Source organism: Sulfitobacter sp. 1A15106 (assembly GCF_043556995.1).
GTDB lineage: Bacteria > Pseudomonadota > Alphaproteobacteria > Rhodobacterales > Rhodobacteraceae > Sulfitobacter > Sulfitobacter faviae.
Genome location: NZ_JBIFFM010000004.1, coordinates 318,720 through 343,841, shown reverse-complemented (window position 1 = coordinate 343,841; position 25,122 = coordinate 318,720). Strand labels below are relative to the sequence as shown.

Sequence of the window (25,122 nt, the reverse complement as noted above, 5' to 3'; positions counted from 1 at the left end):
CGGGGTCCAAGGCCACGGCCTTGAAAGCCCGAGGAATGTTTTGGGGTGAATGGCGCTCAGGCCGGGGTCAGGTCACGCGCGATGGCGTCAAGGCGGGTCACCGCCTCGGCAATCTCATCGTCGGAAATGGTCAGCGGCGGCAGCAGGCGGATCACATTGTCGGCGGCGGGCACGGTGATCAGCTCATGGGCATAGCCCGAGGCGACCACATCGGCATTCGCCACTTTGCATTTCAGCCCCAGCATCAGCCCCGCGCCGCGCACCTCCTCAAAGACCTCCGGGTGCTCAGCAACCAGCCCTTCGAGACGCTGACGCAGCAGCCCCGCCTTGCGGCTCACCTCGGCCAGAAAGGCCGCGTCGGCCACCACATCCAGCACGGCGCAGCCCACGGCACAGCCCAGCGGGTTGCCGCCATACGTCGAGCCATGGGTGCCTGCGGTCATGCCCGAGGCCGCTTTCTCCGTGGCCAGAACCGCGCCCAGCGGGAAACCCCCGCCGATGCCCTTGGCGACCATCATGATGTCGGGGGTGATCCCGGCCCATTCATGGGCAAAGAGCCGCCCGGTCCGGCCCACGCCGCATTGCACCTCATCGCAAATCAGCAAGAGCCCATGGGCGTCGCAAAGCGCGCGCATCTGTTGCAACTCGGCATCCGGCAGGGCGCGGATACCGCCCTCGCCCTGTACCGGCTCGACCATGATGGCGGCGGTCTTGTCGGTGATGGCGGCCTCAAGCGCGGCGCTGTCGCCGAGGTCGAGATGCACGAAACCCGGCAGTTGCGGGCCGAAGCCTTTGGTCATCTTCTCAGACCCCGCCGCCGCGATCCCGGCAGAAGAGCGGCCGTGAAAGGCCCCGTTGAAGGCGATGATCTCGACCCGCTCGGGCTGGCCCGCCTCATAGAAATACTTGCGCGCCATCTTCACCGCCAGTTCGCAGGCCTCGGTCCCCGAATTGCAAAAGAAGGCGGTGTCGGCAAAGGTCTCGGCCACCAGCCGGTCGGCCAGCGCCTCTTGCTGCGGAATGTGGTAGAGGTTCGAGGTATGCCACAGCGCCTGCGCCTGATCGGTCAGCGCCTTCACCAGCGCCGGATGCGCATGGCCAAGCGCGTTCACCGCGATCCCCGCGCCCAGATCAAGAAAACGTCGCCCATCCGCCTCGATCAGCCAAGTGCCTTCGCCTTTGACGAAGGTCAAAGGAGCGCGATTATAGGTTGGCAGAACGGAAGGGATCATCTGTTTGTCCTTGAAAGAGGGCCGTGTCACGCCGGTAAAAGGGCATGGGGCTGGCGCAGGGTCAATGGGATTTGCTTGTTTTTGAAAGGATGCAGCACGCATGCCGCGAGATCAGGCCATCACGCCGCCCCAAAGGGGGGCACCATGTTATCGGACGAAGCGTCGTCGGATGGAATATGCGGCAGATTTGATCATGGCTCTTGCATAGCGGCCCTTCATCCCCCACGTAAAGCCCCAATCGCAGCGCCCCGTGCCCAGAGGGCATCGGCGCTTGCACCTGCGGCCCCAGAAGATAAAATGGGGGCCGATACACTGACAAAGCGGTCCGGGCTAGGGGGCCGCTTTTTAACTGGGGAACCCCGTATGTCCTGGACTGATGAGCGCGTAGAGACACTGAAAAAGATGTGGGGCGAAGGCCAGTCCGCCAGCCAGATCGCGAAGGAACTGGGTGGGGTGACGCGCAACGCCGTGATCGGCAAGGTGCACCGTCTGGGCCTGTCGAACCGCACCGCGGGCGCGCCTGCCGCCGCCGCAGCGACTGCCAAGCCGGAGCCCAAGGCCAAGCCCGCAGCCCCCAAGGCCGAGGCCAAGGCAAAGCCCGCCGCCAAAGCCGCGCCCGAGCCGGAGGCCGAAGCCGCCCCCGCGCCCGAAGCCGAAGAGCCCGCCGCAGCCCCGGCACCCAAGCCCAACCTGCCCGCACGCAAGCAGATCATCCCCGCAGGCCAACCCCTGCCGCCGCAGCCGTCGGCGAATGAGATCAGCCCCGAGGCGCTTGCCAAGGTCAGCGAAGTCGAGAAGAAGGCCAAGAAGATCGGCCTGATGGAACTTACCGAACGCACCTGCAAATGGCCCGTGGGCGACCCGGCGACCGATGATTTCTGGTTCTGCGGCCTGCCCGTGCAGCAGGGCAAACCCTATTGCGAGGCCCATGTCGGCGTCGCCTTCCAACCGATGAGCGCCCGGCGCGACCGCCGCCGCTGAGACGGTCAGGATAAAACAAAAAAAGGCGGGCGGGCTTGAGTGCCCTGCCCGCCTTTTTCTTGCCTGAGGCCTAGATCAGCGCAGCTTCGGCGGTTTCGCCGGATCGCTGCCCGGGGCCATCCGGGGCGTGTTCTGCAAAGGCTCCATCTGCGGCAGGTCAAAACGCAGGCCGACGCGGGCCAGCTTCTCGACCACCGCGTCATTGGGGCCGAAGAAGCCGACATCCATCGCTCCCGCCTCGATCCCTGAAAAGGTCAGCGCCTCAGACGCAGCGCGCACCAGCGCGTCTTGCGCGCGGGGGATCGCACCGACGAAGGCCAGCAGATGCCCGCGCCCGCCGCCGCTGTATTCGACACCGACAAGGAAGGCCCCCGCCGCCATGCCGGTGGCCGTCGCCAATTTCGCATCAATCGCGGCGATCAGCGTCTCGGGCAAGCCCTGCGGCGGGAACACGCGGTCGATGCCCGCCTCCACCTCGCCCGGCGCATGGGCCAGGGTGTTGCGCAGCCAGTCCATCGCCTCGGCAGGCAGCAGGATCTCGGACGGGGCCACGCCGATGTTGACCGCCATGCCCAGAGGCTGCCCCTCCAACATCGCGGCAATCGCACGGCCCGAGAGCGCCACATAAGAAGATGCCTCCCCCACATGGGCCGAGAGCCGCGCCGCGCGGTCGAAGACCATGACATAGCTATCGTCAAGCAGCACCGGGCTGATCTGATCGCCCTGCGGCTCATCCTCAAGCAGCATGAAAAGCTCGACATCCGCAATACGCTCGTAAAAACGCAGCCGCGCCGCGTCGTTGTCGGGGGCGGAGGTCATCGCGGCATGAGCTTGGTCGAGCGGGGTCGGCTCGGTCTTGGGGTCAGTTTGGCGGTCGGTCATTCATCACCTCGGACACGGCGGCGCGCAGACGGGGCAAGACCTCTTCCGCGAACCAGGGATTCTTGTTCAACCATCCGGTATTGCGCCACGACGGATGAGGCAAGGCAAAGACCCCCGGCGGATGATCCCGCCAGCCGGCCACGGCCTCGGTCACGTTGCGAAATCCGGGGAGGTGATATTTCATCGCATAGGCCCCGATCAGCACCGTCAGCCGCAGATCGGGCAGCATCTCCAGCACCGGTTTGCGCCAAGTCTGCGCACAGATACGCGGCGGTGGCAGGTCACTGCCCTTGGCGTCATAGCCCGGAAAGCAAAAGCCCATCGGCACGATGGCGACCCTGTCGCGATCATAGAATGTCGCCTCATCCAGCCCCAGCCAGTCGCGCAGGCGGGTGCCGGACATATCCCAGAACGGCTTGCCCGCCTCATGCACCCGTTTGCCGGGCGCTTGGCTGGCGATCAGCAGCCGCGCGCCGGGTTTGAACCAGACGATGGGCCGCGGGCGATGCTGGGTGGCGGTCACGGCGAAACGCCCGGCACAAAGGCGGCAGGCCGCCAGATCATCTCGGATATCCTTCATGAGCAGGAGATAAGCGGTAGGGCCAAAAGATAAAGGGCCGCGGGCGGTCACTTCAATAATTATCGAAATAAACCTTGCATCGCGCTGACGTTTCGATATTTCTAGAATCATGAAACAAGAATCCTCAACCCCCGCCCTCACCCTCGCCGCCAGCAGCTTTGCGGCGCTTGGATCGGAACAACGCCTCCTGGTGCTGCGCACGCTGGTGCGCGCCGGATCAGAGGGGCTGAACATCGGCACGCTGGGCGAACGCACCGGCGTGACCGGCTCGACCCTGACACATCACCTGAAACTCTTGGCCTCTGCCGGTCTGGTGAAACAGGAAAAACAAGGCCGCAGCACCATCTGCGCCGCCGTCGCCTATGAAGAGGTGCAAGCCTTGGCAAATTTCCTGCTGACCGAATGCTGCGCGGACGCAATCGACGGCTGCACGGAGCATAACCATGGCTGATACCACACAAACCCTCCCCGCGTTGCACCGTTTGGCATTTCTGAAAGGCGCTTGGGGCATCACGCTGGCGCTTTTGGCCCTGATCGCACTGCTGGATCCGCCACAGGTCATGCCAACAGTCATTTTCGCGTCCGAGGCGCTTTTGCACACCGCCCCCTTCATCGCCTTCGCGGTGCTGGCCGTAGCCTATCTCAAAGCCAGCGGGGCGGAGAGCCTGCTTGCCCGCGCATTCGAAGGCAACCCGGCGCGGATGGTGGTAATGGCAGCGGCGCTCGGCGGCTTGTCCCCCTTTTGCAGTTGCGAGGTGATCCCCTTCATCGCCGCGCTGCTGGCTGTCGGCGCCCCGCTCGGCGCGGTGATGGCCTTTTGGCTGGCCTCCCCGCTGATGGACCCGGCGATGTTCGCGATCACCTCAGGCACGCTCGGCTTCGACTTCGCCCTGGCGAAAACCATCGCGGCGCTTGGCGTCGGCATGTTTGGGGGTTTCACCGTCATGGCCCTGTCCCGCACGCCGATTTTCAACGACCCCCTCCGCCCCCAGCCCGCGAAAAGCAGCTGCTGTTCTTCGGCCAAACCCTTCTCCGGCGCGCCGGTCTGGAAGTTCTGGCAAGAGGCCGAGCGCCGCGCGAGCTTTGCCGACACGGCGCTGACCAATGCGCTGTTCCTCGTCAAATGGCTGACCCTCGCCTATGTGGTCGAAGCCCTCATGCTGACCTATGTGCCCGCGGAATGGATCGCCAATGTCTTGGGCGGCACCGGGATCATGCCGATCATTCTGGGCGCATTCGTGGGCGCACCGGCCTACCTGAATGGCTATGCCGCCGTGCCCCTGATCGACGCGCTGCTGGCGCAAGGGATGACCCAAGGCGCGGCCATGTCCTTTGTCGTGGCGGGCGGGGTAAGCTGCATTCCGGCGGCCATCGCGGTCTGGGCACTGGTCAAACCGCATGTCTTCGCCGCCTATATCGGCTTTGCCTTCGTCGGAGCGATCTTTGCGGGTGTGATCTGGCAGTTGGTGGCGTGACCGCGTCAAACTGACGACCCGAATGCGGGGGCGGTAGAAATGCCGCCCCCTTTTCCGTTTCAGATTGTCCTTGCGGTGAGGGCAGATGTCGCCCGCGCCGAGGGGCCGGGCAGCGAGGTGCTCGCGACTTACGCCGCTGCGCGCTCTCCGTCTGGCTTTTCGGAGGGTTCATCCCCAATCGGCCCCTCGCCATTCACCATGTCTTTGACAGCCATCCCATGGGGCAATTCCTTCCCCGTACCATTGCCCAAGGGCATATCGATATAGAAGGTCGTGCCGGGGCCGTCGTTCTTGAAATAGTCGATCTGCCCGCCCAAAGCTTCGATGATCCGTTTCGAGATGTTCATCCCCAGCCCGGTGCCGCCGACGGCCCGCTGGTCCGAGGAATCGATCTGCGAGAATTCGTCGAAGACCTTCTCGCGCTCGGATTCGGCAAGGCCGATCCCCTCGTCGATCACGCTGATCCGCACCTTGTCGCCAAGGTTGACCGAGGTGACCTTGACCGTCGACCCGGCGGGCGAGAATTTGGCCGCGTTCGACAGCAGGTTGGACATCACCTGTTGCAGGCGCTTTTCATCCGTGGCGATCCCCGCAGGCTCCGACGGTTTGGCATAGCGCAGCGTCACGCCAAGGTTGCCTGCAAAGGATTGGTTCAACTCAATCGCGTCTTCGATGATGGTCTGCACCTCAAGCGGTTCGATATCAAAGCTGACTTTCCCCGCCTCGAATTTTTGCAGGTCGAGAATCTCGTTAATGATAGAGGTCAGCCGCGCCGAGTTGCGCTGCGCGATCTTCAAGACCTTCTCCATCTGGGGGGTCATTTCGCCCAAAACCCCCGCGCAGGCCATATCCAGCGAGCCTTTGATCGAAGTCATCGGCGTGCGTAGCTCATGGCTGATGGTAGAGACGAACTCGGTCTTCACCTTGAACGCGATCTTGGTTTTCTCATGCTCGACCTTCAGCTCTTCAAGCTGGCGTAGATTGGTGCGGTACATCTTTAGGAAGATGCGAGAGCAATCGACGATGAAGTAGAGCACGAAGACCACGGTGAACAACTGGGTCCAAAGCTCGGATTCGATGCTCGCCCCCGTGCGCACGATGTCCCAGATCGGGATGAAAAGGAATGTCGCGCCATAGATCGCAAGCCGCAGCATCAGCACCGGCAGGATATGGTGGTTGTTCATCGAGGCGAAAAGCGCCGCGGCAAAAAGGAAGAACAGCGGCAGGAAATGCGTGGTCGCCCCCTGCTGAAGCGCGATCCCAAGGGCGAAATAGCTGATCACCCCGGCGCTCAGCACCGTGCCAATATAGATGCGGTTCATGAACAAACGCGCCAAACGCGGGCTGCGCCCCCGCCAGCGGGTGATGCGCAGGAACAGCAGATAGTCAAAAGTCTCGGAGATCGCGATCAGGATCACCGTCGAGATCGACAGCCAAAGATCGTAGTAGAAAGCGGACAGGCAAATGGCCGCCGCAAAGATCATTTGCCGCTGCCAGAACAGGTTAACGCCGACTTGGGAATAGTCCCGCATCTGCTGCACCTTTGTCGCGTCTGCCAGATGCGGCGTATGAATCGGGCCGTATGTTACTTTTTCCTGCGACATCGCTCTCGTTTTCTTCGGTCGGCTGCTCGAATGCCGGCATTCTGCCGACAAACGCTCTTAACATGTTGCATTTCGGCATCGAAGCACATGTTAGACGCGATCATCTTCCTTTCTACACCCGGAAATGGGACATAAGTATGGCCATTTCATGCAACTAGAGGTTAGCCTCTTGATAAGAGGTATTTTTACAGCGAATTTTCGAGGTCCAACATGAGTCTGCAAGGACGGAGCTTCAGTGGAAAATCTTGGCAGGATGTTCTTCCCGAACTGACGCCACAGGACGCTAAGGCGCTGGAAGTAAAGAACAACCGCTTCCCACGAAAACTGCTTAACAGCAAATCGACTGAGGTCGACCCCTATAGCCCCGAGGCCCTTGCCCGGGCCAACCCCTATATGCGTGCCACAACTTTGTCATTTTTGAACATGCATCAGCACGGGGAATTATTCGTTAACTTCCTCCGGGCGCGGCGCCGAATCTTTATCGACGATAAGCAGTGGGATCTCCCTCAGGTTGATGGGATGGAGTTTGACCAATACGACACGCCCCGCGCGCGCTGGATCGTTTTGCATGAATATGGGGAGGTCATGGGCGGGGTCCGCCTGATGCCCACCACCTCGACCTGCGCGCAATACAGCTACATGCTGCGCGATGCGCAACTGGGAATGCTGCCGGATATTCCGCAGGACGTGCTGTTCTTCAAAGCGCCCGTGCGCGACGACATCTGGGAAGCCACCCGCCTGTTCCTGACCAGCGCAGTCCCTGCCCAACGCCGCATTGCCGTACAACGTATGCTGATGAACCAGATGGCCGGTGCCGCCTATGCCATGGGCGCCAGCCATGTTCTGGGCATCGTGCCCGCCACCTTCAGCCGCTGGATGACCCGGCTTGGCCTGATGAGCGCCGTGCCGGTAGGTCCGGTGCAAAACATCGACGGTGACCGCACGCAGGCGGCCTTGATGAACGTCAGCTACATCGGCGAGATGGCCCCGACCGAGAGCACCCACACGTTGCACTGACCCCCGTGCAGGCGCGGGCCGATATGCCCTCCTCTTATGCCCCCTCCCCCGCAGGATACCCGTCCTGCGGGCAGCAGGTTTTACCGCCACCAGAAAGCCCCGCACGGCGCCCTGCCCCAGCGAACGCCCGCGTTTCGACATATTGTGGTCAAATTCCGTGAATAAACGGATAAGATACCTCTGATACCAGAGGCGCCGCGACGCCCGCTTAGCACCAACCGGAGCAGCGAATGCTGGAATTTGAAAATGTGTCCAAGTCCTTTTGGACGGGATCGCAGCACAAGGTCATTCTTGACCGGGTATCTTTTCGCGTGGAGCTTGGCAACTCCTTGGGCATTCTGGCCCCCAACGGCACCGGTAAAACGACCCTTATCAACATGATGGCCGGGCTGGAAAAACCCGACGAAGGAGAGATCAGGCGCGGCTGTAACATCTCGTTTCCTTTGGGTTTTATGGGCGGGGTGGTCAATAAAGTCTCAGCCATGGAGAACGCCCGCTATATCGCGCGGCTCTATGGGCTTGACCCTGATTACGTGGAAAGCTTTTGCCGCTGGCTCTGCGGTCTGGGGGAATATTTCGACCAGCCGCTCGGCACCTATTCCGCCGGGATGCGGGCGCGTTTCTCATTCGCGCTGATGTTGGCGCTGGATTTTGATATCTATCTGATTGACGAAGGCATGCCCGGCACGACAGACGTGGAATTCAACCGCAAGGCGGGCGATATTCTGAAAGAACGGCTGCGGACCACGACGATCATCATCGTCTCGCATCAGGCCCATACGCTTGAGAAATTTGCCCGCTCCGCCGCTGTCCTTTTGGACGGCAAGCTACATATGTTCGACACCTTGGAAGAAGCGAAACAGCTCTATGACTACGAAACCCAAGGCTAGAAAATTCCGCATCCGCAAAGCGCCGCCCCCCTCGGGCAGCAGCGCCGCGCCGAGCAGCGCCGAGAAGGCGCAGGCGGGCCAGAGCGATGCCGAAAAGGCCGCACGCAAGGCCAAGCTGCGCGCCGTCGCCGATGCGACCGAGGTGGAACCCTCGCACAGCAAGGAAGCCTTGGAACATGCCGCCCGCAGCGGCAAAGCGCCCCAACCCGAAAGCGCCCGCTCGGGCGAGGTGTCTTCCGCCAACGAAGTCTCAGCCGAGCAGGACATCGACGCGATCCGCCGCGAAGGGCTGACAGGCCGCCAATTGCGCATGGCGCGCCGGGTGGCGCAGAAACACGGGCTGGCGCCAACCTCGGATTTCGACGCGGTGCGCCTTTTGCGGGCCAAGGGGATCGACCCGTTTCAGCGGTCCAACATGCTGGAACTCGTGGTGCCGCAGGCGGGTGATCCGGCGGACAGCGGCCTGCCCGCCACCCGCGGCCAGCCCGGCGACCCGAAGGTGCAACTGCCCCAGACCACGCCCCGCGGCCCGCGCGGCCTGCCCTCGACCGATGTCAGCCCCGCCGAGCGCCGCCAGCGCGAGATCTCGGACATTCAGCGCGATATCACCCGCCGCCGCCGCCGCAAAGCGGCCATGCTGCTGGTCCGGCTGGCCTTTTTCGTCATGCTGCCCACCATCGCCGCGGGTTACTATTTCTACAAAATCGCCACACCGATGTATGCCACCGAAAGCCAGTTTCTGATCATTCAGAACGAAGGTGGCGGCGGCTCCAGCCCCTTTGGCGGGCTTCTGCCCACCCAATTCGCCAATAGCGCCGACAGCATCGCCACGCAGGCCTATCTGCAATCGAAAGACGCGATGCTGCGCCTTGACGGAGACGCAGGGTTTCGCGCCCATTTCGCCGACCCTGAGATCGACGCGATCCAACGGCTTTCGGAAAATCCCAGCAACGAAGAAGCCTATAAGACCTACAAGAAGAACGTCAAAATCGGCTACGACCCGACCGAAGGCGTGATCCGGATGGAGGTGATTGCCGCCGATCCCGAGGTCTCGGAAGAATTCTCGAAACGTCTGCTGACCTATGCAGAAGAGCGGGTGAATGACCTGAGCAAGCAAAAGCGCGAAGACGGGATGCGCGATGCGCTGGAGGGTTATGAAACCGCGCTGGAGAACCGCCGCGCGGCGCAGGAGGCGCTGATCAAACTGCAGGTCGACAACAACGTCGACCCCGAGGCGATGATCGCCTCGATCCGCACGCAGATCACCAATTACGAGACCCTTTTGATCGAAAAGGAACTCGAACTCGCCGCCCTGCTCGACAACCAGCGCCCGAACCAAGCCAAGGTCGATGGCGCGCGCGGGGATGTGCGACGGCTGCGCGAACAGCTCACCAAACTGCGCGAGCGGATGACCGCCGCCAACGAAGGCGAAAACTCGCTGGCGCAACAGGCGGTCGCAGCCCAGCTTGCGCAGGCCGATCTGGCCTCTGCCGACATGGTGCTGCAAAGCGCGCAAACCGCAATGGAACAGGCCCGAACCGAGGCCGGGCGGCAGGTCCGCTACCTCACCGTGGCGGTCAACCCCGTGGCCCCGGACGAGGCGACCTACCCCCGCAAGTTCGAAAACACGATATTGGCTTTCCTTATCTTTGCAGGCATCTACCTGATGTTGTCCCTGACAGCGTCCATTCTAAGAGAACAGGTAACTTCATGACCCAGCTGCGCATTGGCAATCTGACCGTCGGCAATGATCGTCCCCTCACCGTGATCGCTGGCCCCTGCCAGTTGGAGAGCGAAGACCACGCGCAGATGGTCGCTGGCATTCTGAAAGAGGCCTGTGACGCCGCAGGCGCGCAGTTCATCTTTAAGGGCAGCTACGACAAGGCCAACCGCACCTCCCTCTCGGGCAAACGCGGTTTGGGCATCGAAAAGGGGCTGCAAGTCCTGCAATCTGTGGCCCGCGCCAATGACGTGCCGGTGCTGACGGATGTACATAATGAGGCGCAATGCGCAAAGGCCGGTGACGTGGTCGACGTGCTGCAAATCCCCGCCTTCCTCTGCCGCCAAACCGACCTGCTGCTCGCCGCCGGGGAGACGGGAAAGGCGGTGAACGTGAAAAAGGGCCAGTTCCTCGCCCCTTGGGAGATGCAGAACATCGTCGACAAGATCGAAAGCACTGGGAACCAGAACATCCTGCTGACCGAACGCGGCACCACCTTTGGCTACAACACGCTGGTTGCCGACATGCGCAGCCTGCCGCAGATGGCCCAGACCGGCTACCCAGTTGTGATGGACGCGACTCACTCGGTCGCCCAGCCCGGCGGCAAGGGCGGTTCTTCGGGCGGCCAGCGTGAGTTTGCCCCCGTCATGGCCCGCGGTGCTGCCGCCATCGGCGTTGCGGCGATCTTCATGGAAACCCACGAAGACCCCGACCGCGCGCCTAGTGATGGGCCCAATATGATCTACCTCGACCAGATGCCCGGGCTGATCAACCTACTGATGCAATTCGACGCGCTGGCCAAAAGCCACCCGCTGACTTTCTAAATTTATCTTAAAAAGCGAGTATTTGACGTGAGTAAACCGGCCTCCACCGTGACCCCGAACACTTGGGAATTTCTGCGCGATGCGATGATCACCCCGACGGGCTTTCGCGAATATGACGCGCGTTGGAAATACCCCGACGACATCAACCTGCCCGGCATCACCGCCCTCGGCCTCGGCCTTGGCACACAGATGCATGCGCGCGGGATCGAGCCTGTCATCGCCGTGGGCAATGACTATCGCGACTATTCGCTCTCGATCAAAAATGCGCTGATGCTGGGGCTGATGCAGGCCGGGATCACGGTCAAGGATATCGGCCCGGCGCTTTCCCCAATGGCCTATTTCGCCCAGTTCCACCTCGATGCCCCTGCCGTTGCCATGGTCACGGCGAGCCACAACCCGAACGGCTGGACCGGCGTCAAAATGGGGTTTCAGCGCCCCCTTACCCACGGCCCGGACGAGATGGCCGAGCTGCGCGACATCGTCCTGAATGGCCGTGGTGAACGGCGTCCGGGCGGGGCTTACGAATTCGTCGACGGCGTGCGCGAAGCCTATCTGGATGACCTCGTCGGCGACTTCAAAATGACCCGCAAACTGAAGGTCGTCTGCGCCACCGGCAATGGCACCGCATCGGCCTTCGCGCCCGAATTGTTCCGCCGCTTGGGGGTCGAGGTCGTCGATAGCCACAACACGCTCGACTACACCTTCCCCCATTACAACCCAAACCCCGAAGCCATGGAAATGCTGCACGACATGGCCGACAGCGTCCGCGCCTCCGGCGCTGATCTGGCGCTCGGTTTCGACGGTGACGGGGACCGCTGCGGCGTGGTGGATGACGAGGGCGAAGAAATCTTCGCCGATAAGATGGGCGTCATCATGGCCCGCGATCTGGCCAAACTGCACCCAAACAGCACTTTCGTCGCAGATGTGAAATCCACCGGGCTCTTCGCCTCGGACCCTGAGCTGCAAAAACACGGGGCCAAGGCGGACTATTGGAAAACCGGCCACAGCCACATGAAACGCCGTGTCAAAGAACTGGGCGCGCTGGCGGGGTTCGAAAAGTCCGGCCACTATTTCTTGGCCGAGCCGATTGGCCGGGGCTATGACTGCGGCATGCGCGTCGCGGTGGAAATCTGCAAGCTGATGGACCGCAACCCAGACAAATCCATGTCGGACCTGCGCCGCGCCCTGCCCCAGACCTATTCGACGCCCACCATGTCGCCCTATGCCTCGGACACCGAGAAATACGACATCCTCGACCGGATCGTGGAGAAGCTCACCGCCAAGGCCGATGCCGGGGACAAGATCGGCGGCCGCGCGATTGCCGAGGTCATTACCGTCAACGGCGCACGCGTCATGCTCGACAACGGCGGCTGGGGCCTCGTGCGGGCCTCCTCCAACACGCCGAACCTGGTCGTGGTCTGCGAAAGCCCCGAATCTGACGCCGAAATGCGCGCGATCTTCGCCGATATCGATGCGGTGATCCGCACCGAGCCGGGCGTCGGCGATTACGATCAATCGATCTGATCGCCAGTTACGGCACCAGAACGACAAAGGCCCGGGGCATCGCCACCGGGCCTTTTTTTTGAACTAGAAGAGTTTACTTCAGCGCCGCTTCGCAGAAGGCGCGAATGCGCTCGGCATTCTTCACCCCCGGCGCGCTCTCGACCCCCGAAGAGACATCAACCTGTCGCGCCCCGGTGAGGGCAATCGCCTCCCCCACATTCTCGGCGTTCAGCCCCCCGGCGAGCATCCAAGGCTTGGGCCAGCGCCGCCCAGCGATCAGCCGCCAGTCAAAGGCTAAACCGTTGCCCCCCGGCAGCACCGCATCCTTGGGCGGCTTGGCATCAACCAAAAGCTGATCCGCGACTGTGACATAGTCGTTCAGCAGCGCCAAATCATCGCGATCCGCCACGCCCACGGCCTTCATCACCGGCAGCCCATAGCGCGCCTTGACCTCGGCCACCCGCGCAGGGCTTTCGCTGCCGTGCAGTTGTAGCATGTCCAAAAAGGGCACCGCAGCCAGCAACGCATCTAGCGCCGCATCGTCGGCATTGACGGTCAGCGCGACCTTGCAAATGCCGTCAGGCACTGCCTCGGTCATATGCGCCGCGGCCTCCAGCGACAGATGGCGGGGGGATTTTTCGAAAAAGACAAACCCCAAGGTGCGTGCGCCCGCTAAAAGGGCGGCGGGCACATCGGCAGGGTCGGTCAAACCGCAGATTTTTACGTTAACGTTCTCAGGCATGGGTGGGGTTTAGCCTGCTTCGTCGAGCAGCGCCAGCACCTCATCCTTGCCCTGATGCTTCTCTTCCTTGAGGCGGATCACCTCACGCTCCAACCGACGACGCTCACGCGCCTGCCGCGCCAGTTCGGCCCGGTGGCCATGTTCGCGGATCCATTCCCAAACGAAGCCCACCAAAAGCCCTACGATGATCCCGCCAAGGATCACGATAAAGAGCGGCAGTTCGATAGAGGGGTTCACGGCAAACCAACCTGAAATCTCGGTCGGAAGCACTTGAAGTGTCACGATATTCCGGTTCGCCAGAGCAACGGAAACCAGCGCAATCGCGAAAAGCGCGATGCAGGCATAACGAATGTAACGCATCAGCTTTTCCCGTTCAGCCGGTCACGCAAGAGCTTGCCCGTCTTGAAGAAGGGTACATGCTTTTCTTCGACATTCACCGTCTCACCGGTGCGCGGGTTGCGCCCCACACGGGCATCGCGTTTTTTAACGGAAAAAGCACCGAAGCCGCGCAATTCAACCCGGTCCCCACGCGCCATGGCGCCCGTGATCTCATCAAAGACCGTGTTTACGATCCGCTCAACATCACGTTGATAAAGATGCGGATTGTCGTCAGCGATCTTCTGGATCAGTTCCGACCGGATCATGGCACGTCCCCCGAGAATTTATTGATGTCTTATCCGACTATAGGAAATAACGCCCCACACGGGAAGGTGTTCCACCAACGCCGCGATAGATTTTTCGCAGCGAAACCTCTGTTATTTCGGCCCTTTTCCGCCGCCTGCCGCCGCTGAAGGCCACGGCGCGTAGGGATTGGGCATAAGGGTCAAAACCCGCTTCGCGATTCGACCCCGCCCCCTGAACAGCAAAAGGCCCCACATGTGGCCATGCGGGGCCTTCGCTAAGATCACATCTTCAACGTGGAATATGCTTACTCGTCGTCGCCTTTCAGCGCCGCACCAAGGATGTCGCCCAAGCTCGCGCCGGAGTCGGAGGAACCGTACTGCTGTACCGCCTCTTTCTCTTCCGCGATCTCGCGTGCCTTGATGGAAACGCCCAGACGGTGTGCTTTCGCATCAACGTTGGTGATGCGCACGTCGACCTTGTCACCGACCGAGAAACGCTCGGGGCGCTGTTCGGCACGGTCGCGGCTGAGGTCGGAACGACGGATGAAGCTCTTCATGCCTTCGTATTCGACTTCGATGCCGCCATCTTCGATAGAGGTCACGGTCACGGTCACGATCGAGCCGCGCTTCACGCCGCCCACGGCTTCGGCGAACTTGTCACCGCCGACGTTCTTGATCGAGAGCGAGATGCGCTCTTTCTCAACGTCCACTTCGGAGACAACGGCCTGAACCACGTCACCTTTGCGGTAGTCTTGGATCGCTTCTTCGCCGCGCTGGTCCCAGCTGAGGTCGGAGAGGTGAACCATGCCGTCGATGTCGCCGGGCAGGCCAACGAACAGACCGAATTCGGTGATGTTCTTGACTTCGCCTTCGACTTCAGTGCCCTCGGGGTGGGTCTCAGCAAAGACTTCCCATGGGTTGCGCATGGTCTGCTTGAGACCAAGGGAAACGCGACGCTTGGCGCTGTCGATTTCCAGAACCATGACTTCGACTTCTTGGCTTGTGGACACGATCTTGCCGGGGTGCACGTTCTTCTTGGTCCAGGACATCTCGGAGACGTGGACCAGACCTTCGACACCGGGCTCCAGCTCAACAAATGCGCCGTAGTCGGTGATGTTGGTCACGCGGCCGCTGTGCACGGAACCCAGCGGGTATTTCGCGCCAACCAAATCCCATGGATCTTCCTGCAGCTGCTTCATGCCGAGGCTAATGCGGTGGGTCTCTTTGTTGATCTTGATGACCTGAACCTTGATGGTCTCGCCAATCGACAGGATTTCGGACGGGTGGTTCACGCGGCGCCATGCCATGTCGGTGACGTGCAGCAGGCCGTCGACACCGCCAAGGTCAACAAACGCACCGTATTCGGTGATGTTCTTGACCACACCATCGACGGTCTGACCTTCGGTCAGGTTGCCAATGACTTCGGCACGCTGTTCGGCGCGGGACTCTTCGAGGATCGCACGGCGCGATACAACGATGTTGCCACGACGGCGGTCCATCTTGAGGATTTGGAACGGCTGCTTGAGACCCATGAGCGGGCCTGCGTCGCGTACGGGGCGCACGTCGACTTGGGAGCCGGGCAGGAATGCAACTGCGCCGCCGAGGTCGACGGTGAAGCCACCTTTGACACGGCCAAAGATCGCGCCTTCGACACGCTCTTCTGCGGCATAGGCTTTTTCCAGACGATCCCAGGCTTCCTCACGGCGGGCCATTTCGCGGCTGATGACGGCTTCGCCACGCGCGTTTTCGACTTGGCGAAGGAAAACTTCGACTTCGTCGCCAACTTCGATTTTGGGGGATTCGCCGGGATCAGCAAATTCTTTCAGCTCAACGCGGCCTTCCATTTTGTAGCCGACGTCGATGATGGCTTGGCCCGCTTCGACAGCGATCACCTTGCCTTTGACGACTGTGCCCTCTTGGGGCGTGTCCATTTCAAAGCTCTCGTTAAGAAGCGCTTCGAATTCGTCCATTGCTTTGGTCATGTAGCTTTTCGTATCCTTATCAAATGTTTCTGGCCGCGCGGTTGTCTCCGCCGGTCTGGAGTTGCAATTGGTCGTTGTGGTGGCACCGTGCCGATCTTGTCAGAGAAGCTCCGACATAAAAGCACAGCGGTTGACCCGCAGCCGAACGCAAACAAAAGAGGGCCGGTTAGTACCGACCCTGCCCGCTATATCGCGTCCGAAGCTGTAACCGCCCCTTAGACAAGGCGCGTATAGGCGAATTTTGGCGCTCCTGCAAGGGCTATGGCGTGCTGGCCGGGGGATATGCGGGGTTCTGCCGGGCGAGGGTTCCGTAGCGCGCCCGGGGATAGAGGGCACCACAATGCATCAGAGCCATCGCGGCGCTGCAACCTTTTCCTAGCGATCTGCACGGCCCCTGCCGCGGTAAGCCGCCGCTCGCCCGCCCCAGCCCGCGCCCAGCCCCGGCGCGGGTTTCGGCGGATCGGCAAGATCGCCTTCGGCAAGGTCACTGCCCTGATAGCTGGCAAGATCCTCAACGAACTCCCACAGACGCAAGAAAGTGTAGTCGACCTTTCCTAACGCCTCCGCCACGGCGGCGGGGTTCGACCGGTCCAAGGCGCATAGCGCGCGCATGCTTTCATTCACCATCGGCTTGATATCCTGCGCGCATTCCTCGGTGAACCGCCGTAGAACGCTTTGCAGCTCAGTCCGTTTTTGCTCCTGCGTGGCCACGCTCAGTTGCAGAGCGGTCTTGTGAAGCGCGTGAAAGGCAGAACGCCTGAGTGTGCTTTGCGAAAGCTCATCCTTGGCGATATAGTCACTACAACCGCCGCGCAGCGCTTCGATCGCGACGTCACTCTGCTCCGTCCCGGTGACCATCACCGTGGCCACACCGCCGTTGTGTGGATGGGCGCGGATCATCTGCAAGCCGCGCAGGCCATCCCCGTCGGGCAGGTTGTAGTCCAGCAAGATCAGGTCAAACGCCCCCTCATCCAACTGCTGGCCGAGGGCGGCGAGGCTCTCCGCCTCTGTCAAAGAGACAGGAAAGTCCAGCCCGCCGCAGAGCCGTTTGATCCGCATCCGGTCAAAGCGCTGGTCATCTACGATCAGGATGCGCGCCGCCGCCAAAGGCTCAGCTGCGCCATTCGCCCTATCGCCTGCACCGCTTCCGCGCCTTGCCACGCTCATCAGCCGTCCCCCTGCTTTGCCTCGGCATTTAGACCCACGGAGCCTAACAAATGGTTAACCCGCCCCTATTCGCCGCCAGCCTTGCAGAGGAATGTTGCGGTGGCGCGGCGGGGCCGCTACATGAGCCGCCATGAGTGATACAACACGCCCCCGCCGCAACTTCTATGGCCGCCTCAAAGGCAAAGCGCTGAAGAAGTCGCAAAAGACCTATATCGACGAAGACCTCGACGCATTGTCGCCGGGGGCCGTCGATTGGGAGAGCAATCCCGACCGAAGGCCCCTTGACCTTGATACGCTGTTTGGCGGGCGCAAGGTCTGGCTGGAAATCGGCTTTGGCGGCGGTGAGCATCTGGTGTATCAGGCCGGGCAGAACCCCGATGTAGGCATCATCGGCTGCGAGCCTTACATCAACGGCGTCGCCATGTTGCTGGGCAAAATCCGGCGCGCGGGCGTGGACAATCTTGCCATTCACCCCGGTGACGTGCGCGATATGTTCGACGTGTTGCCCGAAGCCTCCATCGACCGGGCGTTCCTGCTCTATCCCGATCCTTGGCCGAAAACCCGCCACCACCGCCGCCGTTTTGTCACGCCCGAGCATCTGGAGCCGCTGGCCCGCGTGTTGAAACCCGGCGCGATCTTCCGCGTGGCGACGGATATCGAGGACTACGTTCGCCAGACGCTCGAACAGGTGCCGCAGCATGGGTTTGATTGGCTGGCCGAAGGGCCTGACGATTGGCGCGCGCCTTGGGATGACTGGATTTCGACCCGCTATGAGCAAAAGGCGCTGCGCGAAGGGCGCACCCCGCATTACCTGACCTTCCGCAAACGCTAAGTATTTGCGCCTGATACCACCCCGTTTCCAATCCATCGCACGCGTGGCGATGGACGCTGCCGCCCGCCTGCGATAATAGGAACCTTGAGCAGATCAGAGGTACCTCATGTCCAGTCACGGCAGCCCCATTCCCATGTCATCGCGCGCCTGCGGGCCGCTTAGCGGCACCGCTGAAGTGCCCGGCGACAAGTCGATCTCGCACCGCAGCCTGATCCTTGGCGCTATGGCCGTGGGCGAGACCACGATCACCGGGCTTTTGGAAGGGCAAGACGTGCTCGACACCGCCAAAGCCATGCGCGCTTTCGGGGCCGAGGTGGTCGACCACGGCGGCGGCTCCTATTCAGTTCACGGCGTGGGCGTCGGCGGCTTTGCCGAGCCTGACAATGTGATCGACTGCGGCAATTCCGGCACTGGCGTGCGGCTGTTGATGGGGGCGATGGCGACCTCTCCGATCTCGGTCACCTTCACGGGCGATGCCAGCCTCAACAGCCGCCCGATGGCGCGGGTGACTGACCCGCTGGCGCTGTTCGGCACGCAAACCGTGGGCCGCGCCGGGGGCCGCCTGCCGATGACACTGGTCGGTGCCGCCGAGCCTGTGCCGGTGCGCTACACTGTGCCCGTGCCTTCGGCGCAGGTGAAATCCGCGGTGCTGCTGGCGGGGCTGAATGCGCCGGGCAAAACCGTGGTGATCGAGGCCGAGGCCACCCGCGACCATACCGAACGGATGCTGGCAGGATTTGGTGCCGAGATCACGGTCGAAGAGACTGACGAGGGCCGCGTCATCACCCTGACCGGCCAGCCAGAGTTGAAGCCGCAGCATATCGACGTGCCGCGCGACCCCTCCTCCGCCGCCTTTCCTGTCTGCGCGGCGCTGATCGTCCCCGGATCGGACGTGCTGGTGCCCGGCATCGGGTTGAACCCCACGCGAGCGGGGCTGTTCACCACCCTGCGCGAGATGGGCGCGGACCTGACCTATGAAAACGAACGCACCGAAGGCGGCGAGCCTGTGGCCGATCTACGCGCGAAATTCTCGCCCAACCTCAAGGGCATCGAAGTCCCCGCCGAACGCGCGGCGAGCATGATCGACGAATACCCAGTGCTCTCGGTCGTGGCAGCCTGTGCGACGGGCGAGACCGTGATGCGCGGCGTCAAGGAACTGCGCGTCAAGGAAAGCGACCGGATTGAGGCCATGGCCAGCGGGCTGCGCGCCAATGGGGTCGCGGTCGAAGACGGGCCGGATTGGTGGACCGTCAAAGGTCTGGGCCACGGCAATATCCCCGGCGGTGCAACCTGTCAGAGCCATCTCGACCACCGTATCGCCATGTCGTTCCTGATCCTTGGCATGGTCGCGCAACAGCCGGTACAGGTGGATGACGGCGGACCCATCGCCACCTCCTTCCCGATCTTCGAGCCGCTGATGGCCTCCTTGGGTGCGCAGGTCGAACGGTTGCCTGCGTGACAGGCGACCGGCTGATCTGGCTCAGCCTTTGCGCTGCACTGGCCTTTGCAGCCCTTGCGGGCTTTGCCGAGACACATCTGCGCGCGGCGGGCATCGGCGTCTTGGACGGGCGGCTTCTGGGCTATGATCTGCCCGGGGCGCGCGCCTATCTGTCAGCACTCAGCCCCGAGCAGACGGCGCTGTATCTGGGCCAGTTCCGGCTGGCCGACACCGCCTTTCCCGCCCTCTTGGCACTGGCCCTCCTGCTGTGGTTCCGGCGCTGGTCGGTGGGCGGGCTGCGCTTGGGGCTGACGCTGGCCGTGGCGCTGTATCTGGGGGCGGATTACACCGAAAACATGCTGATCGGGCGGCTGGTCGAATTGGGGCCGGACCGGATCACCGCGCAGGCCGTCGCTACGGCGAGCCTGTTCACAAAGGCGAAATGGGTGATACTGGCGGGCTGCTTCACGGCGGCCCTGCTGCTTGGCCTGCGGGCCCGGAACAAAAGGAATTTGCGATGACGGATAACAAAACCAACGGCATCACCGTTGCCATCGACGGCCCCGCCGCGGCGGGCAAAGGCACCGTGGCCAAGGCGGTGGCGGCGCATTTTGGTTTTGCGCATCTCGACACCGGGCTTTTGTACCGCGCGGTCGCGGCCAAGACCCTCACCGGGATGGACCCGGAAGAAGCGGCCCAGACCCTCGCCCCCGTCGATCTGGAAGACCCTACTCTGCGCAGCCCCGAGGTTGCCCAAGAGGCCAGCAAAGTGGCGGTGATCCCCGCGGTGCGTGCCGCCCTTGTGCGGTTCCAGCGCAGCTTTGCCACCCGCGCGGGCGGCGCGGTGCTCGACGGGCGCGACATCGGCACGGTGATCTGCCCCGACGCGCCGGTCAAACTCTTCATCACCGCCAGCCCCGAAGTGCGCGCACAGCGCCGTTTCGCCGAACTGTCGGGCAAAGGGATCGAGACCAGCTATGAAGATGTGTTGGAAGACGTGCGCCAGCGCGACCTGCGCGACATGAGCCGGGACCAAGCACCGCTGAAACCTGCCGAGGATGCCAAGCAGATCGACACGACGGAAATGGCGATCGAAGATGCGGTGGCCGCCGCCGTGGCTTTGGTCGAGGCGAAACGGGGCTGACCAAGGCTAACAGCGTCACCATTATTTGGTTGGACTTAGCGCTAGCTTTTGCATTCTGTGCTACAGTTAATTATCTGAGGGCCGCTAGATACAAGGTCCGTGACAACAATGTCCGCGGAAGCATGTGACCCATATTTGATGCACCGGTACAGGGGGCCCTTCTACCGGTACGATAACCTTCATAGAGACAGCATTTTAGGCTGGAAGAAGAAAATAACTTCGTCAAAAGCGTTTGATAGCGATCAGAATATTTAACTCTATCGGTAGGCGAGCAGGGCCGATTACATCGACAACAACGGTGAGCGAACATGTTTGATAATATGCGTAGAGAACTTCAAATCAGACGCATTTTGCGAAAGCTCTCTCGTCAAAGAGTTGCATTAACAGCTCAGTCCGGCAGCGTCTGGGTTATCGAAAAGGCGTTGGAAATTAACAACGATACGGAAGCGCACCTGAAAACATGTTACATGCGAGGCTGGGTTGAACCGATCGACCACGCTATACCAACAGGCAAGCTGACCCCCAAGGGCGAACTTCCGCAGGGTGATTTGTTTACAGGCACTTCATCGTTGTACCGCCTAACAGATAGCGGCTGGGCCGTTATCAACCGCTCACATCTATTTACCTTGCTTACTGTGTTTCTCGCGGTTCTAACCTTGATAGCCACAGTCGAATAATCCTTCGACGTAGTTGCAACGAATGCCCATTACGTCCGCCCGGTCAACCTCAAGGCTGCGAATAGTAATGCGTCCGCAAAAGGAACCGGCCACGGACTGCACCTCGCAGCCCGTGGCCTTGTGCGAAACCGCCCCCATATATCTCTACACAGCCGCTTTCAACTGATCGACCAGATCGCGGCGCTCCCAGCTGAAACCGCCATCCGCGTCGGGCGCGCGGCCAAAGTGGCCATAAGCCGCCGTGCGCTGATAGATCGGCTTGTTCAACTGCAAATGCTCACGGATGCCACGTGGGGTCAGGTCGATGATCTGGCGGATCGCTTTCTCGATAGCGGCGTCATGCACGTCACCGGTGCCATGGGTGTCGCAATAGATCGACAGCGGCTCGCTCACGCCAATCGCATAGCTCAGCTGGATGGTGCATTTGTTCGCCAGCCCCGCCGCCACGACGTTCTTGGCCAGATAGCGCGCCACATAGGCCGCCGAACGGTCGACCTTGGTCGGGTCTTTGCCCGAGAACGCACCGCCGCCATGCGGTGCGGCCCCGCCATAGGTGTCGACGATGATCTTGCGGCCCGTGAGGCCCGCGTCGCCATCCGGCCCGCCGATCACGAAGACGCCGGTGGGGTTCACATGCCAAACGGTATCGCCATCGATCCACCCCTCGGGCAGAACCTCTCGGATATAGGGCTCCACGATCTCGCGGATATCGGCGCTGGTCTGGCTTTCGCTCTCATGCTGGGTCGACAGCACGATGGAGCTTACGCCCACCGGTTTGCCGTTCTCGTAACGCACCGAAAGTTGGCTTTTCGCATCGGGCCGCAGGGTCGGCTCGGTCCTGTCTTTGCGCACCTCGGCCAGACGGCGCAGGATCGCATGGGCGTAATGGATCGGGGCGGGCATCAACTCGGGCGTCTCGTCGGTGGCGAAACCAAACATGATGCCCTGATCGCCTGCGCCCTCTTCCTTGCCATCGGCGGCATCGACGCCTTGGGCGATATGCGCCGACTGCGGGTGCAGCAGATTGGTGATCTCACATGTCGCGTGGTGGAACTCATCCTGCTCGTAACCGATGTCTTTGATGCAGGCGCGGGCAATATCCTCAACACCCGCCAGATATTCATCGAGCTTGGTCTTGTTCGCCAGCCCGACCTCGCCCCCGATCACGACGCGGTTGGTAGTGGCAAAGGTTTCGGCGGCGACCCGCGCTTCGGGTTCCTCGCTGATGAAAGCGTCGAGGATGGCATCGGAAATCCGGTCGCAGACCTTATCCGGGTGCCCCTCGGAAACGGATTCCGAAGTGAAAGTATAGTTCTGACGGGACATGTAGTGCTCCAATAAAAATTACGCACCACGTCAGGAAGCCGTTGTGGTGCTCTCCCAACGGCTTAGACAACCGCTGGTGGATGGTCAATCGGCATTCCCCGGGCTGCGACGGCGGGCCACGGCAAGCCCGCCAAGGCAGAGCGCCAGCAGCAGCGTCAAAGGCAAATCGCCGCTGCGGCTGTAGAGCGTGGGCGCCAGTGGCGCCGGCAGCGGCGCGTCGATGAAGCCCGCGGAATTGAGCGGCAGCGAAGCGATCACCCGCCCCTGCGGGTCGATCATCGCCGAGATGCCGGTATTGGCCGCCCGGGCCATGGGCAACCCCTGCTCAATCGCGCGCATCCGCGCTTGGGCCAGATGCTGGCGCGGGCCTGCGGCCTTGCCGAACCATGCGTCATTGGTGACCTGCATCAGGAAGGCGGGTCGCGCCGGGGCGGCGTTCACGTCATGGGCAAAGACGGCCTCGTAGCAAATCAACGGCAATGCGGCGCCGAGCGATCCCATATCCAACACCTGCGCCCCCGGGCCGCTGGAAAAGCCGTTCCCCTCCTGCGCGGCAAGGCCGTGGATGCCGAAACGCGCCATCAGATCCCCCAAAGGCATATATTCGCCAAAGGGCACGAGGTGATGTTTGTCATAAAGCTGATCGACCGCGCCGCCTTCGTCCAACAAAACAAGCGAGTTGTAATAGCGCATGTTCGACCGGCGCTGCACGCCCAGCACCACCGGCACGTCCGAGGCTGCGCCGATCTCATTCAAGGCGCTGCCCGCCATGTCCAACGACCAAGGGATCGCGGTCTCGGGCCAGATCACCAGATCGGGGGCGGCGCCTTCGTCTTCCGGCGCAGCGGCAGTGTAGTCGAGCTGGCGGGAGAAATAGAATTCAAAGGTATCAGGGTTCCACTTGTCGCGTTGCGCGGCATTGGGCTGCACCAAACGGACCACGTTCTCGGTCAGCACCGCGGGCGGCGCTTGCGGGGGCAGCAGCAACAGCAGCACCGTCGACAAGGCCAACGCTCCCTGCCCCAACCGCAGGCTCAAAGGGCCGCGCAGCAGCAAGATCGCGGCAATGGCGAATAGCCAGAGGTTCAGCGCATAGGGGCCGACCCAAGCGAGGCCCTGCCCCGCCATCACGCCGACCAGTCCTTGAGCGGGCATGGCCCATGGGAAGCCGGTGAAGATATAGGCACGCAGCAGTTCCACCGCCGCCCAAATCAGCGCCAGCGCCAGCCCACGCTTCGGCGCGATCCAACGGGCGAGGCCGAAGGCCAGCCCCCAGAACAGCGCCATGCCCGCGGCCAGAAGGATCAGCGCAAAAGGCGCCATCCACCCATGCCGCGCCACATCGACCATGAAGGGCGAGACGATCCATTGCAGCGCATGTAGGAAATAGCCAAAGCCAAAGCCCCAACCCAGCAGCGCCACCCGCGCCGGCCCGCCCGCCTGCGCGCGAAACAGCCAGAACGCGGCTACCAGCCCGGCAAAGAGCAAAATAGGCAGTTCATAAGGCGCTTGCCCGAAGGCTGCGATGGCCCCGGCGAGGGGGGCCAGCAGCAACCGGCCCCGCATCGCCAGCCGTTGCCTCATCCCCCGGCCCCTTGGGTGCGGACCCGCAACCGTTTGATGCGGCGCGGGTCGGCGTCGATCACCTCGAACTCTGGACCATCGGGGTGCAAGACCACCTCCCCCCGCGCAGGCACGCGGCCCGACAGCATGAAGACCAAGCCGCCAAGCGTGTCGATCTCTTCCTCGTCGACGGTCTCATGATCGGTCAGGGAATGGCCAATCTCAGCCTCGAAATCCCCCAGCGGGGTCTTGGCAAGCGCGAGATAAGTGCCGGGCTTTTCGACCGTCCAATAGGTGCCCTCATCGACGTCATGTTCGTCTTCGATCTCACCTATGACCTGTTCGATCAGGTCTTCGATGGTCACCAGCCCGTCGACACCGCCATATTCGTCGATCACCAAGGCCATATGCCGCCGCTCGGCCTGCATCTTGGTCAGCAGCACGCCGATGGTCATCGACGGCGGCACATAGACCAAGGGCCGCAGCAGGGTGCGCAGATCGAACTTGGTGTTTTTGCCATTGAAACCGTGGTTTAGCGCAAGGTCTTTGAGGTGGACCATACCAACGGGCGTGTCGAGCGTGCCATCATAGACCGGCAGGCGGGTCATCCCGCTTTCCTTGAAGACCGAGACCAGTTCATCCAGCGTGGCGCTGACCGGCACGGCGGTGATATCCGCCTTTGGGATCGCCACGTCATCGACCCGCATCCGGCGCAGGTTCATCATGCCATGGCCCGTGGGCCGCTCGGCCTCTGCCGAGGTCTCTGGCGTGTCATCCTCGCTGTCCGATGGGCTTAGCGCCTCGAACACCCGAGAAAAGAAATTGCCGGTGCGCATCGCGCCATCATCCGGCTGCTCATGTCTGTCTTCATCTATCAGCGCGCTCTGCGCCGCGTCAGATGATCCGTCTGTATCGCCCAT

Annotated in this window: 24 protein-coding genes, 1 pseudogene and 1 riboswitch; of the genes and pseudogenes, 13 read left to right on the top strand and 12 right to left on the bottom strand. The window is 62.1% G+C overall.

What is annotated here, in order from left to right:
• Positions 1-56 precede the first annotated feature (56 nt).
• Entirely contained in the window at positions 57-1,232 is a 1,176-nt protein-coding gene (locus tag ACGYKA_RS08730) for an aspartate aminotransferase family protein (RefSeq protein ID WP_394410516.1), read from the bottom strand.
• Positions 1,233-1,595: 363 nt separating this feature from the next.
• Here ACGYKA_RS08730 and ACGYKA_RS08725 point away from each other — a divergent pair, with 363 nt between their 5' ends.
• A complete protein-coding gene (locus tag ACGYKA_RS08725) occupies positions 1,596-2,213 on the top strand; it encodes a GcrA family cell cycle regulator (RefSeq protein WP_394401407.1) in 618 nt (205 codons plus the stop codon).
• 75 nt (positions 2,214-2,288) lie between these two features.
• Here the strand turns inward: ACGYKA_RS08725 and ACGYKA_RS08720 are convergent, their stop codons facing one another.
• Positions 2,289-3,095 carry an SseB family protein gene (locus ACGYKA_RS08720; protein ID WP_394410519.1) on the bottom strand — a complete coding sequence of 269 codons (807 nt, stop codon included), beginning with the start codon at positions 3,093-3,095 and terminating at the stop codon, positions 2,289-2,291.
• Positions 3,076-3,675, bottom strand: a complete 600-nt coding sequence (locus ACGYKA_RS08715) for a uracil-DNA glycosylase family protein (RefSeq protein WP_394410522.1) — start codon at positions 3,673-3,675, stop codon at positions 3,076-3,078. Before ACGYKA_RS08715 ends, ACGYKA_RS08720 begins: the two co-directional genes overlap by 20 nt.
• A 109-nt stretch (positions 3,676-3,784) precedes the next feature.
• Here ACGYKA_RS08715 and ACGYKA_RS08710 point away from each other — a divergent pair, with 109 nt between their 5' ends.
• Both ACGYKA_RS08710 and ACGYKA_RS08705 read left to right on the top strand, forming a co-directional pair.
• On the top strand, positions 3,785-4,126 hold the full coding sequence (locus ACGYKA_RS08710; protein ID WP_394410525.1) for an ArsR/SmtB family transcription factor: 342 nt from the start codon (positions 3,785-3,787) through the stop codon (positions 4,124-4,126).
• A complete protein-coding gene (locus ACGYKA_RS08705) occupies positions 4,119-5,150 on the top strand; it encodes a permease (protein ID WP_394410528.1) in 1,032 nt (343 codons plus the stop codon). The genes ACGYKA_RS08710 and ACGYKA_RS08705 overlap by 8 nt, the downstream gene beginning before the upstream one ends.
• 128 nt (positions 5,151-5,278) lie before the next feature.
• On the opposite strand, the gene ACGYKA_RS08700 is transcribed toward ACGYKA_RS08705, so the two are convergent.
• Positions 5,279-6,754 (bottom strand): sensor histidine kinase, encoded by a 1,476-nt coding sequence (locus ACGYKA_RS08700; protein WP_394438602.1) that lies wholly within the window; start codon positions 6,752-6,754, stop codon positions 5,279-5,281.
• Positions 6,755-7,147: 393 nt separating this feature from the next.
• Here ACGYKA_RS08700 and ACGYKA_RS08695 point away from each other — a divergent pair, with 393 nt between their 5' ends.
• From ACGYKA_RS08695 to ACGYKA_RS08675, 5 genes are all read left to right on the top strand, one after another.
• Entirely contained in the window at positions 7,148-7,771 is a 624-nt protein-coding gene (locus ACGYKA_RS08695; RefSeq protein ID WP_067261478.1) for an acyl-homoserine-lactone synthase, read from the top strand.
• 230 nt (positions 7,772-8,001) lie between these two features.
• The gene (locus ACGYKA_RS08690) at positions 8,002-8,661 is read left to right on the top strand and encodes an ABC transporter ATP-binding protein (protein ID WP_067261436.1); all 660 of its coding nucleotides are present in this window, start codon (positions 8,002-8,004) and stop codon (positions 8,659-8,661) included.
• Positions 8,639-10,375, top strand: a complete 1,737-nt coding sequence (locus ACGYKA_RS08685) for a capsule biosynthesis protein (RefSeq protein WP_394410534.1) — start codon at positions 8,639-8,641, stop codon at positions 10,373-10,375. The genes ACGYKA_RS08690 and ACGYKA_RS08685 overlap by 23 nt, the downstream gene beginning before the upstream one ends.
• Complete coding sequence (kdsA, locus tag ACGYKA_RS08680; RefSeq protein ID WP_394410537.1) at positions 10,372-11,205, top strand: 3-deoxy-8-phosphooctulonate synthase; 834 nt, start codon at positions 10,372-10,374, stop codon at positions 11,203-11,205. The genes ACGYKA_RS08685 and kdsA overlap by 4 nt, the downstream gene beginning before the upstream one ends.
• A gap of 27 nt (positions 11,206-11,232) precedes the next feature.
• The gene (locus tag ACGYKA_RS08675) at positions 11,233-12,729 is read left to right on the top strand and encodes a phosphomannomutase/phosphoglucomutase (protein WP_271689441.1); all 1,497 of its coding nucleotides are present in this window, start codon (positions 11,233-11,235) and stop codon (positions 12,727-12,729) included.
• Between the two features lie 73 nt (positions 12,730-12,802).
• Here ACGYKA_RS08675 and ACGYKA_RS08670 read toward each other — a convergent pair whose 3' ends face one another.
• The 5 genes and pseudogenes from ACGYKA_RS08670 to ACGYKA_RS08650 all read right to left on the bottom strand — a co-directional run bounded on the left by ACGYKA_RS08670 (position 12,803) and on the right by ACGYKA_RS08650 (position 17,222).
• Complete coding sequence (locus tag ACGYKA_RS08670; protein ID WP_271689440.1) at positions 12,803-13,450, bottom strand: phosphoribosylanthranilate isomerase; 648 nt, start codon at positions 13,448-13,450, stop codon at positions 12,803-12,805.
• A gap of 9 nt (positions 13,451-13,459) precedes the next feature.
• Positions 13,460-13,810 (bottom strand): lipopolysaccharide assembly protein LapA domain-containing protein, encoded by a 351-nt coding sequence (locus ACGYKA_RS08665; protein WP_067261428.1) that lies wholly within the window; start codon positions 13,808-13,810, stop codon positions 13,460-13,462.
• Positions 13,810-14,094 (bottom strand): integration host factor subunit beta, encoded by a 285-nt coding sequence (gene ihfB / locus ACGYKA_RS08660; protein WP_067261426.1) that lies wholly within the window; start codon positions 14,092-14,094, stop codon positions 13,810-13,812. Before ihfB ends, ACGYKA_RS08665 begins: the two co-directional genes overlap by 1 nt.
• 284 nt (positions 14,095-14,378) lie before the next feature.
• Positions 14,379-16,073: pseudogene (rpsA, locus tag ACGYKA_RS08655) on the bottom strand (30S ribosomal protein S1); the annotation flags it as partial.
• Between the two features lie 357 nt (positions 16,074-16,430).
• On the bottom strand, positions 16,431-17,222 hold the full coding sequence (locus ACGYKA_RS08650) for a response regulator (protein ID WP_394410543.1): 792 nt from the start codon (positions 17,220-17,222) through the stop codon (positions 16,431-16,433).
• Positions 17,223-17,352: 130 nt separating this feature from the next.
• Between ACGYKA_RS08650 and ACGYKA_RS08645 the strand changes: the two genes are divergently transcribed.
• From ACGYKA_RS08645 to ACGYKA_RS08625, 5 genes are all read left to right on the top strand, one after another.
• On the top strand, positions 17,353-18,054 hold the full coding sequence (locus tag ACGYKA_RS08645; RefSeq protein WP_271689438.1) for a tRNA (guanosine(46)-N(7))-methyltransferase TrmB: 702 nt from the start codon (positions 17,353-17,355) through the stop codon (positions 18,052-18,054).
• Between the two features lie 106 nt (positions 18,055-18,160).
• Positions 18,161-19,513, top strand: coding sequence for a 3-phosphoshikimate 1-carboxyvinyltransferase (aroA, locus tag ACGYKA_RS08640; RefSeq protein WP_271689437.1), 1,353 nt, complete (start codon positions 18,161-18,163; stop codon positions 19,511-19,513).
• Positions 19,510-20,013, top strand: a complete 504-nt coding sequence (locus ACGYKA_RS08635) for a hypothetical protein (protein WP_271689436.1) — start codon at positions 19,510-19,512, stop codon at positions 20,011-20,013. Before aroA ends, ACGYKA_RS08635 begins: the two co-directional genes overlap by 4 nt.
• Entirely contained in the window at positions 20,010-20,636 is a 627-nt protein-coding gene (locus ACGYKA_RS08630) for a d(CMP) kinase (RefSeq protein ID WP_271689435.1), read from the top strand. Before ACGYKA_RS08635 ends, ACGYKA_RS08630 begins: the two co-directional genes overlap by 4 nt.
• A 308-nt stretch (positions 20,637-20,944) precedes the next feature.
• Positions 20,945-21,313 (top strand): hypothetical protein, encoded by a 369-nt coding sequence (locus ACGYKA_RS08625; RefSeq protein ID WP_394410545.1) that lies wholly within the window; start codon positions 20,945-20,947, stop codon positions 21,311-21,313.
• Between the two features lie 144 nt (positions 21,314-21,457).
• On the opposite strand, the gene metK is transcribed toward ACGYKA_RS08625, so the two are convergent.
• The 3 genes from metK to ACGYKA_RS08610 form a co-directional block, all read right to left on the bottom strand.
• Positions 21,458-22,639 (bottom strand): methionine adenosyltransferase, encoded by a 1,182-nt coding sequence (gene metK, locus ACGYKA_RS08620; RefSeq protein ID WP_394410548.1) that lies wholly within the window; start codon positions 22,637-22,639, stop codon positions 21,458-21,460.
• Between the two features lie 4 nt (positions 22,640-22,643).
• A riboswitch (SAM-SAH riboswitch) is annotated at positions 22,644-22,692 on the bottom strand.
• A gap of 31 nt (positions 22,693-22,723) precedes the next feature.
• Positions 22,724-24,223 (bottom strand): apolipoprotein N-acyltransferase, encoded by a 1,500-nt coding sequence (gene lnt, locus ACGYKA_RS08615; protein WP_394410551.1) that lies wholly within the window; start codon positions 24,221-24,223, stop codon positions 22,724-22,726.
• Positions 24,220-25,122, bottom strand: coding sequence for a hemolysin family protein (locus ACGYKA_RS08610; protein WP_394410554.1), 903 nt, complete (start codon positions 25,120-25,122; stop codon positions 24,220-24,222). The genes lnt and ACGYKA_RS08610 overlap by 4 nt, the downstream gene beginning before the upstream one ends.